Origin of the sequence: Endozoicomonas sp. ALC013, assembly GCF_049310205.1 — a bacterium.
GTDB lineage: Bacteria > Pseudomonadota > Gammaproteobacteria > Pseudomonadales > Endozoicomonadaceae > Endozoicomonas.
In genome coordinates, this window is record NZ_JBLYNS010000031.1 from 1 (window position 1) to 16194 (window position 16194).

General features: G+C 47.6%; 19 protein-coding genes. 11 read left to right on the plus strand and 8 right to left on the minus strand.

Features of this window, described 5'->3' with window-relative positions; translation table 11 throughout:
* Positions 1–96 precede the first annotated feature (96 nt).
* The 3 genes from ACO6V1_RS08230 (at position 97) to ACO6V1_RS08240 (ending at position 1534) form a co-directional block, all read left to right on the plus strand.
* Positions 97–279 (plus strand): excalibur calcium-binding domain-containing protein, encoded by a 183-nt coding sequence (locus ACO6V1_RS08230; protein WP_422450676.1) that lies wholly within the window; start codon positions 97–99, stop codon positions 277–279.
* Between the two features lie 170 nt (positions 280–449).
* Positions 450–1070 carry a helix-turn-helix domain-containing protein gene (locus tag ACO6V1_RS08235; RefSeq protein ID WP_422450675.1) on the plus strand — a complete coding sequence of 207 codons (621 nt, stop codon included), beginning with the start codon at positions 450–452 and terminating at the stop codon, positions 1068–1070.
* A gap of 68 nt (positions 1071–1138) precedes the next feature.
* The gene (locus ACO6V1_RS08240) at positions 1139–1534 is read left to right on the plus strand and encodes a hypothetical protein (protein ID WP_422466461.1); all 396 of its coding nucleotides are present in this window, start codon (positions 1139–1141) and stop codon (positions 1532–1534) included.
* A 69-nt stretch (positions 1535–1603) separates the two neighbouring features.
* Here ACO6V1_RS08240 and ACO6V1_RS08245 read toward each other — a convergent pair whose 3' ends face one another.
* The 5 genes from ACO6V1_RS08245 to ACO6V1_RS08265 form a co-directional block, all read right to left on the minus strand.
* Entirely contained in the window at positions 1604–1804 is a 201-nt protein-coding gene (locus tag ACO6V1_RS08245) for a hypothetical protein (RefSeq protein WP_422466463.1), read from the minus strand.
* A gap of 400 nt (positions 1805–2204) precedes the next feature.
* Positions 2205–3119 (minus strand): metallophosphoesterase, encoded by a 915-nt coding sequence (locus ACO6V1_RS08250; RefSeq protein ID WP_422466465.1) that lies wholly within the window; start codon positions 3117–3119, stop codon positions 2205–2207.
* Between the two features lie 48 nt (positions 3120–3167).
* Positions 3168–3698, minus strand: a complete 531-nt coding sequence (locus ACO6V1_RS08255) for a hypothetical protein (RefSeq protein WP_422450671.1) — start codon at positions 3696–3698, stop codon at positions 3168–3170.
* A gap of 99 nt (positions 3699–3797) precedes the next feature.
* Positions 3798–6224: a DEAD/DEAH box helicase family protein gene (locus ACO6V1_RS08260; RefSeq protein WP_422466467.1), complete on the minus strand. Its 2427-nt coding sequence runs from the start codon at positions 6222–6224 to the stop codon at positions 3798–3800.
* Between the two features lie 6 nt (positions 6225–6230).
* Positions 6231–6818 (minus strand): class I SAM-dependent methyltransferase, encoded by a 588-nt coding sequence (locus ACO6V1_RS08265; protein WP_422466469.1) that lies wholly within the window; start codon positions 6816–6818, stop codon positions 6231–6233.
* Positions 6819–7106: 288 nt separating this feature from the next.
* On the opposite strand from ACO6V1_RS08265, the gene ACO6V1_RS08270 reads away from it, so the two are divergent.
* From ACO6V1_RS08270 to ACO6V1_RS08290, 5 genes are all read left to right on the plus strand, one after another.
* Positions 7107–7703, plus strand: coding sequence for a hypothetical protein (locus ACO6V1_RS08270; RefSeq protein ID WP_422466471.1), 597 nt, complete (start codon positions 7107–7109; stop codon positions 7701–7703).
* 57 nt (positions 7704–7760) lie between these two features.
* The gene (locus ACO6V1_RS08275) at positions 7761–7988 is read left to right on the plus strand and encodes a hypothetical protein (RefSeq protein WP_422450666.1); all 228 of its coding nucleotides are present in this window, start codon (positions 7761–7763) and stop codon (positions 7986–7988) included.
* 159 nt (positions 7989–8147) lie between these two features.
* Positions 8148–8363 (plus strand): hypothetical protein, encoded by a 216-nt coding sequence (locus tag ACO6V1_RS08280; protein WP_422466473.1) that lies wholly within the window; start codon positions 8148–8150, stop codon positions 8361–8363.
* An 88-nt stretch (positions 8364–8451) separates the two neighbouring features.
* Positions 8452–9003 carry a hypothetical protein gene (locus tag ACO6V1_RS08285; RefSeq protein ID WP_422466475.1) on the plus strand — a complete coding sequence of 184 codons (552 nt, stop codon included), beginning with the start codon at positions 8452–8454 and terminating at the stop codon, positions 9001–9003.
* Between the two features lie 533 nt (positions 9004–9536).
* On the plus strand, positions 9537–9872 hold the full coding sequence (locus ACO6V1_RS08290) for a hypothetical protein (protein WP_422466477.1): 336 nt from the start codon (positions 9537–9539) through the stop codon (positions 9870–9872).
* A 509-nt stretch (positions 9873–10381) separates the two neighbouring features.
* Here ACO6V1_RS08290 and ACO6V1_RS08295 read toward each other — a convergent pair.
* Both ACO6V1_RS08295 and ACO6V1_RS08300 read right to left on the minus strand, forming a co-directional pair.
* On the minus strand, positions 10382–11506 hold the full coding sequence (locus ACO6V1_RS08295; protein WP_422450663.1) for a Fic family protein: 1125 nt from the start codon (positions 11504–11506) through the stop codon (positions 10382–10384).
* Between the two features lie 465 nt (positions 11507–11971).
* Positions 11972–12319: a group II intron maturase-specific domain-containing protein gene (locus tag ACO6V1_RS08300; RefSeq protein WP_422466479.1), complete on the minus strand. Its 348-nt coding sequence runs from the start codon at positions 12317–12319 to the stop codon at positions 11972–11974.
* Positions 12320–13153: 834 nt separating this feature from the next.
* On the opposite strand from ACO6V1_RS08300, the gene ACO6V1_RS08305 reads away from it, so the two are divergent.
* The 3 genes from ACO6V1_RS08305 (at position 13154) to ACO6V1_RS08315 (ending at position 15092) form a co-directional block, all read left to right on the plus strand.
* Entirely contained in the window at positions 13154–13354 is a 201-nt protein-coding gene (locus ACO6V1_RS08305) for a hypothetical protein (RefSeq protein ID WP_422463695.1), read from the plus strand.
* 279 nt (positions 13355–13633) lie between these two features.
* Positions 13634–14674, plus strand: a complete 1041-nt coding sequence (locus tag ACO6V1_RS08310) for a hypothetical protein (protein WP_422450660.1) — start codon at positions 13634–13636, stop codon at positions 14672–14674.
* Position 14675: 1 nt separating this feature from the next.
* Positions 14676–15092, plus strand: a complete 417-nt coding sequence (locus tag ACO6V1_RS08315) for a hypothetical protein (protein ID WP_422450659.1) — start codon at positions 14676–14678, stop codon at positions 15090–15092.
* 59 nt (positions 15093–15151) lie between these two features.
* Here the strand turns inward: ACO6V1_RS08315 and ACO6V1_RS08320 are convergent, their stop codons facing one another.
* On the minus strand, positions 15152–16165 hold the full coding sequence (locus ACO6V1_RS08320) for a hypothetical protein (RefSeq protein ID WP_422450658.1): 1014 nt from the start codon (positions 16163–16165) through the stop codon (positions 15152–15154).
* Positions 16166–16194: the final 29 nt, after the last annotated feature.

The window sequence follows — 16194 nt, forward strand, 5'->3', positions numbered from 1 at the left end:
TTTCTTTAGTCATAACCACACCATCAACTCCAGGAAGTATTCGTTTATCAGAAGCTGACGACCAGTAGCGGCTCTGTTCCAGAACCTCAAGCAGTTATGTCACTGTTTGAGTCCTCATCGTCCAGTGATACTGCCAGGTTTAGTTGCAGTGGCAAAACCCATTGCTCCCAAATGACTTCCTGTGAAGAAGCCACCTTTTACCAGGATAATTGCCCTGGCACCAATATGGACGGTGACCGTGATGGCATACCTTGTGAAAGGCAGCTGTGCAATCAATAAATCACAATGCTAATAAATAGACCGTAGCATCACCTGTTAACCTTCCCTGTTTCAAGAATAAAAGCAATCCCCTCGGACCATCAGCCAATAAAACATACTTCATCAAGGCAGTATCGAAACTCAATCCAACCTGTCTGGCGAAAGCCTGTTATAGCCAGAGGCAATGAATCATGAATAAAACTTTTGCAGACCGTCTGGCCACTGCCATGAAACTGAAGGGAATAAAAACCGCCAGCGCCCTGTCCCGTGACACGGGCATCGAGCGCAGCTACATGTACCGCCTGGCCAGTGGCAAAATTGATAATCCGCACAAATATGTGGAACGGCTGGCGGTGGCCACTGGTGTCTCCAGCCATTGGCTGAGCACGGGGCTGGGTGATCCTTACGACCCGGAACCGGAGAAACCCAAAGAGCCGTCAGCAAATGCGACCATGCTCACCCATGTAACCGTTGTACCGCCGGAAGGGGATTGGTATGAAGTGACTGCCAGGGTGCCGGATGTATTTGTCAGCCAGCAACACAAACCCCGGGATAAGAAACTCTACGAGTATTACTATGTGCCGGAAACCATCGAGTGCTTTACCGGCTTCACCCTGTTGGTGGTAGAACGAGAATTACGACCAGGGCCGGGTATGTTTCTGGCCCAGCGTGAAGTGAATGGTAAACAGCAGTTGTGCAGTTTTCTGATCAGTTATAAAGGACTGGATCAGACCAGCACCCGGCAGCCGGATATGCAAACCATTGGCCGGGTGCGGATTATGGATTACTGGGAGTTGGATACGAAAAGATAGGGGGATGGGTTTCCTCACCGAGCGAGGGAGCCTGGGGAAGCAACGTCCAAATCGGAATTTATCATAATATGGACAACTATGACGGGGCCGGCTGGACTGACTGGATGCTGCTCAAAGAATTAGACAGAGCCTCTATTCCGGATCAGCCGGGTGTGTGTATGATTGCAGCCCATCGAAGAATTCACCGAGCCCATGGTACTGACAAACAGGGTATTCTTGATATCGGTGAATCGGATAACTTGAAAAAGAGGATTGCAGCGTTCAGAGCTTGCTCCCTGGGGCATCGGAACCGTGGCCATACGCAGCAGGCTGGAGATGCTACAATTTCAACTTTGACAGCATATTCCCCTATGAAAAATTATGGATATGCTGGAAAACATGTCGGCGAAAAAAGGAAGCTTATGCCCTTGAGGGTGAACTTTTACAGGCCTATTTTTCGAAGCATTATGAACTCCCTCCGCTGAACTATAAGTTTAACTGGGCCTCTCATGCTGCACATGACTGACAGGGCAACAGTGACAAGCGCCGCCCCTTCAAAAAGGCACCTTCTCATCATCACCATCCCACTTCCAGATTGCCAGATCACTCTCTGATGGCTCAATATCCAGGCCATCATCATCCGTCTGTATATACTCCCACAGTTCATTCTGATGCAGCCAGATGGGATCAGCGCTGCGAAGCATGGCTTCCCGTTCCGCAAATGCTTCAAGGGTATCCTCTCTTTTAATCCGCACCTGCTTGCCGTTGATAAAAATCCACTGGTATTTTTTTCGGCGTTCCGCCCTGGCGGCTTTACAGATTCTTTTCTGTTCAGCAGTCAGCTTTTTCCAGAATAAGTCTGTGGGTAAGTTGTTGACAGGTTGTGTTTATATTGTCAGTAGTTCGTTATAACCCTTTGCAGTAGCTGCCTGTAGAATTATTATCCCCTGTTTAAGTTATCCGGAATTTATGTGGAAAAGATTGTGGATAAACCGTTAGGGGATAAAGGCAGCCTTTCAGACAGGCGGGGTAAGAATGATTGGTTAAATATTGATCAATAAAAATCCTCATATTCCGGATACTGCTCCGGCGCTTCACCTTTACGTTCGATCACCTGGATATCAGTCGTACTCTCTTTTTGCATTCAGTCCATTCCTACAGAGTTCTGTCTACCCAGATAAAATTATTCTGATCCAGCTTCTGCTCACCACCCCAACGGTAAGCCACCAGTTTGCCGCCAGGCCTTGCGACACTGTAATCAATGCAGGCCACGTTCTCGCTCAAAGCCCCGGGATTACCGTCCATCCAGTAATGCCCAACAAACAGCGGCACAGTATCTGTGTAGCGATAACGTTGTTCAGGAAGTGGTAAATGCGGTAGAGCGGCATTCCCAGTGCCAATGGTGGCGTTTGACCAGTGCGTCGCCTGCTCATCCCACCAACGTATGCGGGCAGCAGTACGCAGGTTCCCCCTTTTATCGTTGAAACTGAAACCTTCTGGCAATTCCAGCTCAATACCTTTCAATAAGTGCTCAATTGCATGGTAGAGCGGATGGTTTTTATCAGAAGCAGGAGCAAAGGCATCGGGTAGTAGGCAGTTATTGTCGTCCAGCCAGGGAGCCACTATCGGAAAACTGGGGTAATGCCATACCGCATGGATAATTCTCAGCTCCCCAAGATCCAGAAACAGTGGCAGGCTTTTGAACCAGTCAATGGTCTCCCGGTGTTTATGAGAACCAAAGGGAAGCTCGGCAATAAACTCAGCATGATCCCGGACATTTTTTTCATTATGGGGGCGCAGGTAATCTCCGGTGTTATCGGGTATTGAGTAGCAGATAGCATTGAACTCATGATTGCCCATCACGGCAAGCGCGCTTTCCTGTTCTACCATCGAACGACAAATATCGACTGTTTTCCGATGCTGGCCCTTGCCATCGATAAAATCGCCGACAAATATGGCTTTGCGTTCAGGGTGTTTATAAACCGCTCCCTGTCGTTGATAGCCGAGCTTTAGCAGTAGGGCTTCAAGTTCATCAGCCCGGCCGTGGATATCTCCAATAATGTCGTACATTTTTATTCTTCTCATTGGTTAATGGAGGTGTAAAAATGGCGGATCGCATCAGTCTGACGATAGAAAACCGATCAACTGATCATGATCCAGGCTGTGCTGCCAGCCTGGTAGATGTTGTTCAATAAACTGATCCACAAGCTCCCTGGCCAGCATGCTTTGCTGAAAATCCTGATCACGAATACGCTTCAGTGATTGTTGATACTGCTTCTGATCCAACAGGCCTGCTCTGAATTGCTGTTTTAGCTCTGGTTTTTTTGTGGACAACTCAGCCTGAACAGCCTTGTGCTCCGCAAGCTTTGAGAAAATCCCCTCGCAGCCATGTAACACAGCTTGCAGTGACTGACGCTTACCATCCAAAAGCAAAAGATCATTATAGAGTTCCGACAGCAGTTCTGAAGCTACCTGATCTCCAATTTCCAGAAAGTTACGACTGGCCCTGGCAAAGGTCGGCACATACCGGTGAGCACTGTATCCGGAGAACGGAGCAGTGATTTCAACAGATAAGCCTGCGCGGGAGAGGTCGGTGATGGTTCCGGAGACTGACTGACCATTGATGGTCATAGAGATAAGTTTTTCCATGTGTATTCCTCTTTAGCGAGATTTATTAAGCGCCTGCAAGTGGGAGTAAATTGGCGCTGTTATTTTCAGGCTAATACAGTCTGGTTAATCGGTCAAAGATCAGCCCCGATTGATATACATGGCTATTCTCAGTTCCACTAACTCCTGCATCATCTGATGCAAGGTCGCTTTATGCTGGGGAAGAACCTTTTCCTTGCAGACAAAACGACCACTGTCTATCACAAAGGGGTCGTTGTCTTTATTTGAGTAGAATTTAATGGGATTGCCCAACCAGTATTTATGCCAGGCTTTGCTGTCAGCAGTGAGGGTTTGCTTATTTTCAGGCAGGTCTTTGGTAAACAGGTCTGGCCGTCGTTTCAGGTGGTGCCAGCTTTTTTCGGCCAGCTGCTCAGTGGTTGGCGGGTTGTCAAAACCATCAAGGTCAAGGAATGCACTGAGCAGGATCATTTTAAAGGACTTGGCCATGGCGGTTTTCTCAATGGCGCTTCGAAGATAATCGCCGTGGCGTTGCAACACCTCGGCTTCCTGCTTCGTCAGGTCTTGCTGGTTAGCAACCAGCTGAAACCAGCTATTGTGCTGCTGGCCAACCCGGCTGAAGGGCATCTGAATTTCATTCAGGTAATGGTAGAACTCAGTAGCGGTTGGGCGATAGTCAAGCAGGGTCTTTAATGTCTGGTATTCGTCTTCAATGCTGTCTTTCTGCTGCCGGGCAAGCCGGTTTAATAAATCGATGACGGTGGGCTCATAATTAACAAAACAACCATCCGGTAGCTCTGCACTCCCAGTGGTAATCTGCTTTGCCAGTTGTTTAAATGAGTGGCCGTTGTGCAAAGCTACAGGCTTGATCAAAAAGGACTTGTGGTTACCGATGAAGTCAATGACCACCAGATGGGTTTTCTGGTGGTGAAGCCTCAGCCCCCGGCCCAACTGCTGTAAAAACAGTATCTTTGACTCCGTTGGACGCAGCATAAGTACGGTGTCAATCGCTGGGAGGTCTGTGCCTTCATTAAACAGGTCTACGGAAAACAGTACATCCAGTTCACCATGTTCCAGTTGCGAGAGCGCTTCATGCCTTCGAAGCTCTGAGCCATTATAAACGGCTTCTGCCCGATATCCTGCGGTTTTAAATTCTGATGCCATAAACTCGGCATGTCTTTGGGAAATACAGAAGGCCAGTGTCCGTTGCTGTCGCTTTTCCTGCCAGTGGTTAAGGATATGCCTTGCCCTTTTTTTCGAGGCAAAGGCATGGGTGAGCTGGTCTATGGAAAATTTGCCGCTGCGCCAAGGGATCTCGTCGTAATCAACATGCTTGTCTTCGATGCCATAATAGTGAAATGGTGCGAGCAGGCCGCTATTGATGCCGATAATAAGGTTGCGTTCAAATACCAGGTTGTTGTCGCAAAGGTTGAGTATATCCGCCTGGTCGGTTCGTTCTGGTGTTGCAGTCAGTCCTAACAGAAAGCCCGGGGAAAAGTGACTGAGGATATTTCTGTAGGTGGCAGCGTGCGCATGGTGAAACTCATCCACCACAATGTAATCAAAGTGGTCGCTGGCAAATTGCTTAAGATGGCTATGCCGGCCAAGGGTCTGGACGGAAGCAAAGAGCAGGTCGGCATTCGCCGTCCGTTCCTTGCCATTATAAAAGCCAACATGGGCTTTGGGCAGGATACGGGTGAAGGCTTTTTGTGCCTGCAGCAGTATCTCTTCCCGATGTGCCACAAACAGAATCCTTTTGGCCTTGAACTGACGGGTATCAAAGGCGGCCAGCCAGGTCTTGCCCAGACCTGTGGCCAGAACCACCAGGCCACGCTGATAGTCGGCCAGTCGACTGTTATGAAGGGCTTGCAGAGCTTCGATCTGAATATTGCTGGGTGTTGGGGCTTCGGTGAACGCCTCAGGATCAACGGCTATCAGCTGCTGTTTCTTGCGTCTGCTAATGTAACTGTCAATCCATGGATGGCTAAGCGGACTAACCTGCGGGTGGTGGAAAATATCGTGGAATTGCTGGCAGATATTGGAAAACTGTTGTACATAAATATCGTCGTTTGTTCCACGGCAGCTAAGCTTCAGGTTCCACTCATGGCCGGTTACCAAGGCGGCTTTGCTGATATTGCTGGAGCCGACAAAAGCGGATCCCTCAAGCCATTGCCCGTTATCCATATGAACGAAGATATAGGACTTCATATGGAAGCTTTGCTGACCATCGCACTGGTAGATTCGTATATCGGCGTTGCGCTCCCGGAGTAACATCAGTTCCCGCAGGGCTTGAGGATCAGTTTCATCCAGATAGTCTGAGGTAAGCACTTTCAGGGTTGCTCCCCGTTCAACGGCATCAGACAGTGCACCGAAAAGCAGCTGCAAACCACTCATCCGGATAAACGCAACTGTGATGGCTATTTCCCTGGCGCGGTTTATAGCGTCAATCAGCTTGGGGAGCAGAGGGTCATTAACTCCACCAGTGGTTAGAAAGACAGAGCCGTTATCATCAGGCGTTGGTGTATGGGGATATAGCGGCGTTGCTTCCATGTTTACCTAAATCCTGGTTAGCAGGGCATTAAGCCATTGTTCATTGGCTCTGCCTGGGCGAAGGTCGGATGTTTGCCAGTGATGGCTGATCTTCAGTGGCGTATTGCTGAGAATATCTATAAGGCCATCGTAGTTTAAATCAGTGAAACTCCGGCCATTACGGGTTAGCTGGTGATTTTCGCCCAGCTTAAACGAACAATAGAAGATGCCACCCATTTTCAGGAACGAGGCCAGATGGGTGAAGGTATCGGAGAGTTCTGTATAAGGAACATGCAGGAGAGAGGCGCAGGCCCAGATACCATCAAACTGCTGTTTTGACTGGAAGTCTTTAAATAATGAATGCTCAACAGCCAAGCCAGTGAGATTCCTGGCCATATTGGCCATGGCTTCACTGCCGTCGAATGCTATTACCTGGTAGCCCAGATCCAGAAAGGCCTTGGCATCTCTGCCTGAACCACAGCCAGCATCCAGTATATGACCATGTTCTTGTATATGTGGCAGAAAGTGCTGGTACAGGGACTGGGTATCGACATCGACCGTTGTGTTAAAAAAAGACTCGGCATTCAGGTCATAGAAGGGGATGCTGTCTGACATTAGTGAGGGTTACTGGTAATACTTGAGATGGCTGTATGATGCCATGGGTTCTGACCCGCGTCATTTATTATCCAGATACTTTGCCCGGAGATTGTTCAACACCTGGTTTCACCGCACTCGATCAGCTGCCGGTAGGTGAAGTGTTTGCTGCAAGGTTGGTTCAGCTGGGGCATGGTGAAACCCGTTGTTTGTTTTGATCAGAATAAGGAATTGGTCTGGTGAAATTCAATCCCGAATGAAATAAGCTGCGCATGGAATCATCCTTGTTAATAAACTCTGAGAGATTCGATGTATATCTTCCCTGAAACTGAAAAAAAGCTGAAAGCCAGAATTTCCAGCTATCGATCAGCGCTCAACAAAGAGAAAAAAGAATATCACTTCATCAGCGATGGCAGTGGTAAACGATATGTTCTGTTCAGTCTGTACCTGGTCCTGAACGATTTGCAAAAGTCAGAGAGTTACTTTAACTGGTACCGGGAGGAGTTTCCTGATGATGCGGGTGAACCGATCCAGAAATTGTGCTGGTCTCTGGGCCTGCTGAGAATGAACAAACCGGTGGAAGCACGCTACAGGCTGGCGGATCTGATGCTGGCAAATCTTTATCTGATCCCTTACGTGCTGGGCCAGCCCCTCGAGCAGGAATATGATATCTGGCATGCATCCAACTTCCACAATCTGGATTATATTTATGACTTGCCAGAAGAGGTCAATAACGCGATTACGGATAACGAGCGGGAGTGGATGGGTGAGGCGTATGGCTCACTTGAGTTTCGCCGTATCAGAAAACGATACATCGAAATTTACCATGAGTTGTTAACCACTAAAGAGCTTGCCGGGCGAAAAATATTACTTAATGAGTCCCGTGGTTTATTACAATCTGTTTGATATCTTACATTCTATATTCCTGTCTGGGTTAGTAAAAGCAGCAAAATAGGCTATGAAATGAGTATTGATCAGTTGGCATACTTGAATGATTTGATTGAGAGCGGTGGCGAAATAACCATAGGCTCAATCGGTCCTGTTGAGGGAGCGACGGCAGTGGATGAAAGCAGTTGCCTGGCTATGCTTGCCCGGAAATCCGGAGAAACCCTGTCAGAGTTATTGATCAGGCTTGATGACGCTATCCAAAAAGCTATTGAGGAAGATGAATTTATCGATGAAATAAACTAAGAGGTATCAATGGGTCATTACTGTAGGATTTGTGCCTGTAGCAAGCCAAATGAGCAGTTTTCTGGCAAAGGGCATAAGAATCATATCTGCAAAGAGTGCTCTAAGAAACCCAAAGAGGAAAGATGTGCAATTGATCAGGAAAATGAAATATCTGGTTTTATGCGTCAGTCAACTATTTCCAGGAAGAATATAGCGCGTCTGCATAAACTGAAACTGTCGGCTAACCAGCGCGTTGCCGAGCTGGCTGTCATTACTTTAGCGGTTGCACTGGTTAAACCACACAAAAAGCGCAGGCTGAAGGTGTTGGCCAAAGAGCATAGAGAGTTGTTTATTAAAGTCAGTGAGTCTGGTCTTATTTATGCCCACCATTACTGATCATCCAGCAAGCTACCGGGTTTGGAAACACCAATTTATTTTGCTTCCCTGATGCTGGTTCAGCCGGGATATCGCAGAGGAATTTAAATTGACATCAGTGACTCGCAAGCAGCGCCGCCAACAGGAGCGGGAGCGGAAAAAGTTGTTTAAAAAGCTTAACAGGATATCCAGCAACGCTATCGATAAGATAAGGAATAATTGCGTTGCCGATACCTCGGAAAACCTGGGGCTTTCCCGTATGTCCGATCATATTGCAGACTTTTCCGAGCCCCTTTATGATTCCAGCTGGGATCAGGACGGCATTGAGGATATTTATGAGCTGGTCTGTTGTTGCTGGAATATAGGCACATGTTCGAAAGAGTTCGAGGATTTTTTATGGGGTATTTTGATTGAGAGGAAACTGGACGAGTGCGTTAATGACCCCGATGGCATACTCGCCAGCAAGCTCTCTGGCATTATTGACCAAAGGCGCTTGAGGTTTGCTGAAGATCGTCGTTTTATCATGGATTTTCGCCTGGAGTTTACTGAAGACAATTGCATGAATCTGCAAATAGTCAGCATGCCGATAGCTCAAAACGAATTTCTGGCAATGCAGGCAGCCAGGGTGATGGCTATGGAAGATGAAACTTTGGGCGCATAAAATTCCCGGGGTTTCGGACTTCAAGCTTTAACCGTGACGATTTTCGCCCGGCTTGTCGTGTAGCCCTGGCTGAGCGACTTCTGATAGGCACCCCTTTTTCTCGAATCCCACTGGTCATGGTCTCTGTATCGTCGTGCTTTTACAGGTTATGAATATGATCCACCATCCCGGGATCTCAGTTCATATGCCCAGCGATGCAATGATTGACCCTGGAATCCGTAGCCTTCGTGATCAGTTAAGCAGGCCAGGATAAATTGGGGAAGATAACGACGGCAGCTCACCGTGATAAGGTGAAAGTCAGTTCTATTACCCAAGCGGCAAAGCGGGGCTAATAACAACCGCGGTCAGAGCCGGGAGCGATTCCTATGATATCTCTGATGATTCATGAGCCTGATAGTGGGACAGGTCGACGTTGGATGGTCGGATGTATCAAAAATAAAAAACGGCCCCGGTGATCTGGCCGACTGGCCTCCGTAAGAGGCCATTACCTGCAAAAAAGTGATCCCGAAACACAATAACTATCTGGGGATAATATGGAGTGTTATCAGCAGCAGTTTGGTGGTGACTATGCGCTGGGTATCCGTATACCCGGCTACTTTCAGGATATCTCTTATCGCCATGATACCGGCCCTGCCTTTACCTGGACCCGGGGCAGCCGGATTCTGAAAATCTGTGTGTTGCCGGAAAGTCTCCAGGACCGGGAGATCACCGGCACCTACCGTTACACCCTGATGGAAATGAAAGCGAACGGCGAGGATGACGACTGCCCGGCGTTTGTGGCGATCCATTTTGAAACGGACTCGCCGGTGGCGTTTGAGCAGGTGATTTTTGACCGGGGGCGGTTGCAGGGCTTACTGAACCGTAACTGATCCGCCGGTTGTACCCCGCAGGAGGATGGCTTGCTACCCGTGGGCTGGCGGCCTTTCCTGAAACGGAAGCACCGCAAAAACCTTACTGCCGGTAATGCCTCTTACCGGAAGTAATATGTTGATTGGTATGAGCTTTTTTAAAGTTTGAAGTTTTCATTTATCAAGGATATCCGGTTACTTTGAATTAAATTTTCCGCTCATTAACTTATGCCGTGGAATCCTTACTTTCCCAACGAGGCTTATGGAGCCTGAATCTGGTATCACGCTCCTCAAATGGTTTTGAGGAGTCTCCAAACTCCTCAATGAGGCTTGTGGAGCCTGAATGTGCTATCAAGCTCCTCAAGTGGTTTTGAGGAGTCTCCAAACTCCTCAACGAAGCTTGTGGAGCCTGAATGTGCTATCACGCTCCTCAAGTGGTTTTGAGGAGTCTCCAAACTCCTCAACGAGGTTTGTGGAGCCTGAATCAGAGGTTCCACTCCTCAAAAGGCGTGCGAATTCAGAGCTATCCGCTATGTGCGTTGGAATACACCCTGACCTTCAGTAATTTCTAACAGCTCTGCAAAACAAAGTACCGCAGGACGCCTCCCCGAAGCCGGTTTGATCTCCAATAAAATCCCGGCATCGCGCAGTTGACGGAGTAAAGCCGGTGTGGTTTTGGGATGAATGCCGTACTTTTCTTCAAACTGTTGAATAATATCCGTGGTGCGAAAGATGGGGCGACTAAACAGCGCATCCAGTAAATGAACCGAATACTGGGAGCGGGTAATGTGTTGAATTTGATGCTTCATATGCTCATACAGCCCCATGATGTTTCTCACCCGCGCACTGTTTTCCCTGGCCTGAAGGGTGATTGCTCGCAAAAAGAAAGCAATCCACCCATTCCAGTCGCCTTCTGAAGAGATCGCCTGGAGACGCTGGTAATATTCGTCACGGTGGGCTTCCAGGTATTCGCTCAGGTAGAACATAGGCTCGGAGAGAATTTTTTTCTGGTACAGAAATAGCGGGATCAGGATGCGTCCAATCCGGCCATTACCATCCTTGAATGGATGTAACAGTTCGAATTGCCCGTGTACCACGGCGACCTGAAGCAGAAAGTCGCAGTCATCATAATCAATATAACGTTCCCAGGACTCAAGGTGCTCCATTAATTGCAGTGGTGAGGGGGGCACAAATGTCGCCTGTTCCATGGAGCAACCCGCCCGGCCAATCCAGTTCTGATCGTTGCGAAATTCACCGGGAGATTTATTCTGTCCCCGAACGCTGTTGAGCAGTATGCTGTGCAACTCACGGATCAGGCTTAAACGGATGGGATAAGCTTTCAGGTGTTCACTGGCCTGAAACAGGGCAGAGCGGTAGTTTGAAATTTCCTGGATATCCTTGAATTTCTCGCCCTCTTTCTCCAGTCCTGCCTCCTGCTCCAGTACCTCATCAACGGTGGCCTGAGTACCCTCAATCTTGGAAGAGAGTACCGCCTCTTGAGTGGTCAGTGGCGAGAGCATCACCGCAGGGTTTGGTATCCCTTGTAGCAAACCATCGTACCGGGCAAGCTCAGCGTTTGCCTCGCCGACCAGGCTAAACAAGGCGCGAAAGTCAATATTCTCCAGGGGCAGCGTATCTGGCTGATCAGGGGGCATCCTGTTGGTATCCTGAGCCAATATTATGGGTTTGATTGTAGCGCGGCATGGGTGTGTATGATACGGGGTGACGTACGGATACCCGGATAGCATATCTGGCCATATTGATGGATTAAGCGTTCTATAAATTTCAGAACGATTACAGGATTGCCCGCAGGCAAAAATTTGCCTGCCCCTTCTTGTTGGTTACGAGCTGTGCACTGGATGGATTTTAAAATGCGATTTGTAATGCAAGAAACATGAAGCAAACGCTTCGCAGGTATGGGCGATGATCAGAGAAAATATCTTTCAGTGTTGAAAACTGTCGTTTAGATGACCACTTTCGCTGGGTAACCAGAAGGTATTTTTCATTAAAATTTTTCCTAAAAAAAATGGTTAAAATATCGAAAAATAATAAACACTTGCGCAATTTTTCCTAAAACGATTTGAGCTAAGTGGGTGAAATATAAGAGTGGCACGATAGCTTCAGGTGCTAGTGACTGTATGGTCGTGGAAGTTCGAGTCTTCTCCTGGGCACCAATTCTCAAAGATATGTCGTGTAATTCTCGGCAAATCAGGTAAGGCGGGGTGCGCCAACGGACTCGCCGCATTTCTCCATGAACGCATCTTGATGTATTTGGACGGCGGCTTATATCCCAGCTGTTTTAGCCGCCCATGCAGCTTGGCCGGTTTCTTCCACTGTTTCAGCTGTATACATCGCAGTCTGCGCCTGACCCAACTCATGACTCCCTTCAGTGCACTGCGACAATTGGCTATCTTGAAGTAGTTGGCAAACCCTCTCAGCACCGGGTTCAGTTCTTTGATGATCGTCACACGGGCTCATCTGCCACCTCACACCACTGCTATCCTTGAGTTTCCTCTTGCGATAACAGCCCCCGATGACTCAGGGATTGATGCCAGGCTTCCCCAGTTACTAAACGGATCCCTGCCAGAAATTCCACCCTCAATCACTTGTCGGGACTGACTGAGTATTGGGCGTCGCGCTATTTCGCACGCTTGCCGCTCCCGACCTGCCGAATCAGGTTCGCTTACGCTGTGTACCTCTGACTTCCTATGCTTCCTTCGGACCCAGCCGTTGGCCAGCAACGCCCTTGCCATTCGGATTACCTTCCCCTCAGTCGGGGTGGTTCAGGCTTCTTTCAGCCTGACGGGTTTGCCCGCTTCGCTGGGCAAACAAAAAACCGGACAATTGCCCGGTGATACCTTCTCTCATATCTCTTCCTTTTTGTTATCTTGTACCCTGTACTTTCTGGGTTTTCCGAATATAGATTTTCTTCGCTTCCAGTGTTTTGTGGCCAGATACTAATCCTTCGTGGTGAGACACGCTTTTTGCTTTCAGGTCGTGGAAGTGCCACTTCTCGTTAATCAGTCCTTCATCTACTGTGCAGTTAATCAGTTTCTGCTACTGGCGGGGTTTCGCACCGTGCGATATCGTACTCTGATTTGTCGGGCAAAATTCCTCAAAGGGCAAGAAATTCGGGTTGTCTGGAGCTGTTTTGAGAATGATAAGGGGCTGACTGAAAAAAGAATTTTCATCTCAACCAATACAGAACACGAAGGGCTTGATGTACTTCGGGGTTATGCAAAGCGGTGGCCAGTTGAGCCTATGTTTCACCAGCTCAAACATCCATTTGGCTGTTGTCATCTGTGGCAGCAAAAATTGAGGACACTTCTGCGCTGGATGCATTTGAAAATGGCAGGTTATGCATTATTACAGTTGTTGACCGTCTGCAAAAATCAGTCATGCCTGAAGATTTCCCGGATACCCTGGAGATCTCCGGATACAACAACCGCAGGCATGATGAGAATTTCCCTGTCACGAATTATTCCAAGGTTCCCCATTCGTAAGGGCTGGGATAGATATCATCAAAAATATGAGCTCAATTTCAATGAACTGTCCGGCCAGTTGAAGACAGATAAAGCAGAGGCTGCATAAATACAGCCATTTAGAGAAAAACCGGCAATAAAAGCGAACCTGAAAAAATTGTTTGTTGATGTCGGCTTGTTATTTTATCGAAACCTGGCCAGTCTTTCGTGTCATGCAAAGTCTAAAGTCGAGTTGTGAAAGAGAGGAACTTTTATAAGAAGGCGTGGTCTTAAGCTGTAATTCAACAGTTCAATAATTCAATGGATCAAACCAATCAATTTTCTTCATTTGATGCTTATTTTTATTATCTTTGTTCCAGCGCATTAGGTTTAGTAGATCAAGAACAGCAATTTGGGGCTACCGAACAGCAGCCTGTTTATCAAGGCATACCAGTTCAAGTGCTGAACCCTATTCCTATTTACAATAGCGGACCAGATACATATCAAAATGAAGCTGATCATTCTTATTCATTGAATAAATATAGTATTACATCCCTAACAAACCTCGATTCAGAAAACGCTTCTGGAACAGGTATTCAAGAAATACCACAATCCATTCTTGATGAATATGTTCCTTACCAGCCTGATTATGAGCCCGTTAATAATCCATTATTACTAACACCAAGTACTCCCTTTCAGCAGCTAATATCGTGGGACGAGCTTGAAATCAGAAAGCAAACAGCAGCGAATCATACAAGCTCAGGTTTACAGTTAACTAATCTTCCTGCCGGAATTCATAGTTCACAAGATTTACGGCCAGTTGCTGTCGTTAATCCGTCATGCATGTACCAAGCTACAAGTGATAACCAAACAACCCAGGCAGGAGTTAATGTTGATAGCAGTTCTTCACTTGCCGAGCGACAAAGGGAGCGCAATAGGGAGCTCCGAAGGGAGCGCTACCAGACAGATCCCGCTTACGCCGAGCGAGAAAGGGGGCGCAAAAGGGAGCGCCAAAGGGAGCGCTACCAGACAGATCCCGCTTACGCCAAGCGCCAAAGGGAGCGCCAAAGGGAGCGCTACCAGACAGATCCCGCTTACGCCGAGCGTCAAAGGGAGCGCAAAAGGCAGCGCTACCAGACAGATCCCGCTTACGCCGAGCGTCAAAGGGAGCTTCGCAAAGATCCCACTTACGCCGAGGGACAAAAGATCTATACAAAGACCTACAAAAGAATCAAAATACAAACCTCCAACAAGGAAGAAGCTAAAGAGCAAGCTGTGATCGCAAGAGAGCGGTATCTTCAGTCAGTCAATTCAGCTAAAAACTCAGGTTATTTACCACTGAGTTCTAATTGTCAGTCATGATGTGACTTGGGCGGGACCCAATGATTATTACTTACAAATCGCCAGCATAAACCTGCCCAAAGATGAACGCTATTCAGGCAGTCTGCCAGGGACAGGCGTATCCGCAGAATGGCGAGACAAGACGACAGAGTTCCGGGTCCCAACCTTGACAGAAGAAGAAGCCAAACTGAAGCAGCTGATCGACCAGGGTTTTGCAGTACTGCGTGACAATAAAACAACAACCGGCTTTGATAAGCCTGAAGCTGATGCCTGCGAAATCTGGCTGGATGCCTGGGAAATAATCAAAGAACTCTATCAGGACAAGACATCTCTGGACATCATTGGCTCCAGGATGGAATTTACCCTGTACTCTTGGGGCTCCGAGATGGATATGGGCCCCGGCCTGCAAAATTGCTTTTACGTCATAAAAAGCTGTTAACCTGTTGAACTGTATAAAGAAAATGTCGCCCCTCTTGTTCGGGTACATGAACCGCCAAATTATTCTATCAGTGTTGCTGGATTGGCCTTGTTGGAAACCAAAGTATCAGAAACAAAAACGATCCGACTCCCCTTCTCCATGCCCTGATATTCATTCTGATAATACTTGTCATGTACCAGCTGACGAAAATGCCATGACCTGTAGTGACTGTTCGGGGATGCTCTATTTTCCCTAACACCAGCCATACTGCCTAAAGTCATATGCTTGCTACAACGATGACCCAGAGATGCAAATTGGTGATTACTGAACTGTCCTGGCAGTCCATCCTGTAAAATATCTTGGCGATCATTACTGCGTGCATACATAACATACACTGACATGGACACCATCAGTTTCAGCAACTCATAATGAGACTGCAATTCCGCATTATCACAACGCTCTGTGTGAAGATATCCTCTTGAAGCAAACCCAGGGAGAATGTCGGCAAGATCCTGATATCGGTTTGCAGACAGAATACGTGGCAAATCTTCTAATTTCACGGATATGCGAGAATATGTTGTTGCCGGATCATGAGCAAACTGAAAATTAAACGTCAGCATTCCCTTGCGGCCAGGAGGCGTTTGTGCTGACTTGGTGCCTTTGCTGCATACCTTGATGAATGGATCAATTTTCTCATTCATCTCATCAGTATTCCGGCACATCGTCACCAGAACTCCAGTTATAGATAGTCCGGCAAACTTATATTCCTTCGGGATCGCCAAAATAAACTGATCATAGGGCAACCGGAAACCTTCAACCGCTGATAAGGAAAACTTTGCCTGTAACAGCATGTTCAGAACGTCAGCATCCTTGGGAAATATCATACGACGCTGACCAATACGCCAGTAATACTCTTCGCAACAAATTCCGAAATCTAATGTGTTAATGAAATCTGGTTCGATGTAGTTTGTATAGTGATGGATATGATCCTCGAAAGACCACGATTTCAGGCGGTTAAGCTTGGCTGTCTTCTTGATGATTTTGTCGCTGGCACGGAGATCAAGGTTAAAACGGTATTGATAATATCCAGGCATTTCGCCGCCTATAATGTTCAGAACTATTG

Coding starts and splice junctions, on each gene's coding strand:
- ACO6V1_RS08230 (WP_422450676.1), top strand. CDS start 97: ATGTCACTGTTTGAGTCCTCATCGTCCAGTGATACTGCCAGGTTTAGT.
- ACO6V1_RS08235 (WP_422450675.1), top strand. CDS start 450: ATGAATAAAACTTTTGCAGACCGTCTGGCCACTGCCATGAAACTGAAG.
- ACO6V1_RS08240 (WP_422466461.1), top strand. CDS start 1,139: ATGGACAACTATGACGGGGCCGGCTGGACTGACTGGATGCTGCTCAAA.
- ACO6V1_RS08250 (WP_422466465.1), bottom strand. CDS start 3,119: ATGTACGACATTATTGGAGATATCCACGGCCGGGCTGATGAACTTGAA.
- ACO6V1_RS08255 (WP_422450671.1), bottom strand. CDS start 3,698: ATGGAAAAACTTATCTCTATGACCATCAATGGTCAGTCAGTCTCCGGA.
- ACO6V1_RS08260 (WP_422466467.1), bottom strand. CDS start 6,224: ATGGAAGCAACGCCGCTATATCCCCATACACCAACGCCTGATGATAAC.
- ACO6V1_RS08265 (WP_422466469.1), bottom strand. CDS start 6,818: ATGTCAGACAGCATCCCCTTCTATGACCTGAATGCCGAGTCTTTTTTT.
- ACO6V1_RS08270 (WP_422466471.1), top strand. CDS start 7,107: ATGTATATCTTCCCTGAAACTGAAAAAAAGCTGAAAGCCAGAATTTCC.
- ACO6V1_RS08275 (WP_422450666.1), top strand. CDS start 7,761: ATGAGTATTGATCAGTTGGCATACTTGAATGATTTGATTGAGAGCGGT.
- ACO6V1_RS08280 (WP_422466473.1), top strand. CDS start 8,148: ATGCGTCAGTCAACTATTTCCAGGAAGAATATAGCGCGTCTGCATAAA.
- ACO6V1_RS08290 (WP_422466477.1), top strand. CDS start 9,537: ATGGAGTGTTATCAGCAGCAGTTTGGTGGTGACTATGCGCTGGGTATC.
- ACO6V1_RS08295 (WP_422450663.1), bottom strand. CDS start 11,506: ATGCCCCCTGATCAGCCAGATACGCTGCCCCTGGAGAATATTGACTTT.
- ACO6V1_RS08310 (WP_422450660.1), top strand. CDS start 13,634: ATGGATCAAACCAATCAATTTTCTTCATTTGATGCTTATTTTTATTAT.
- ACO6V1_RS08320 (WP_422450658.1), bottom strand. CDS start 16,165: ATGCCTGGATATTATCAATACCGTTTTAACCTTGATCTCCGTGCCAGC.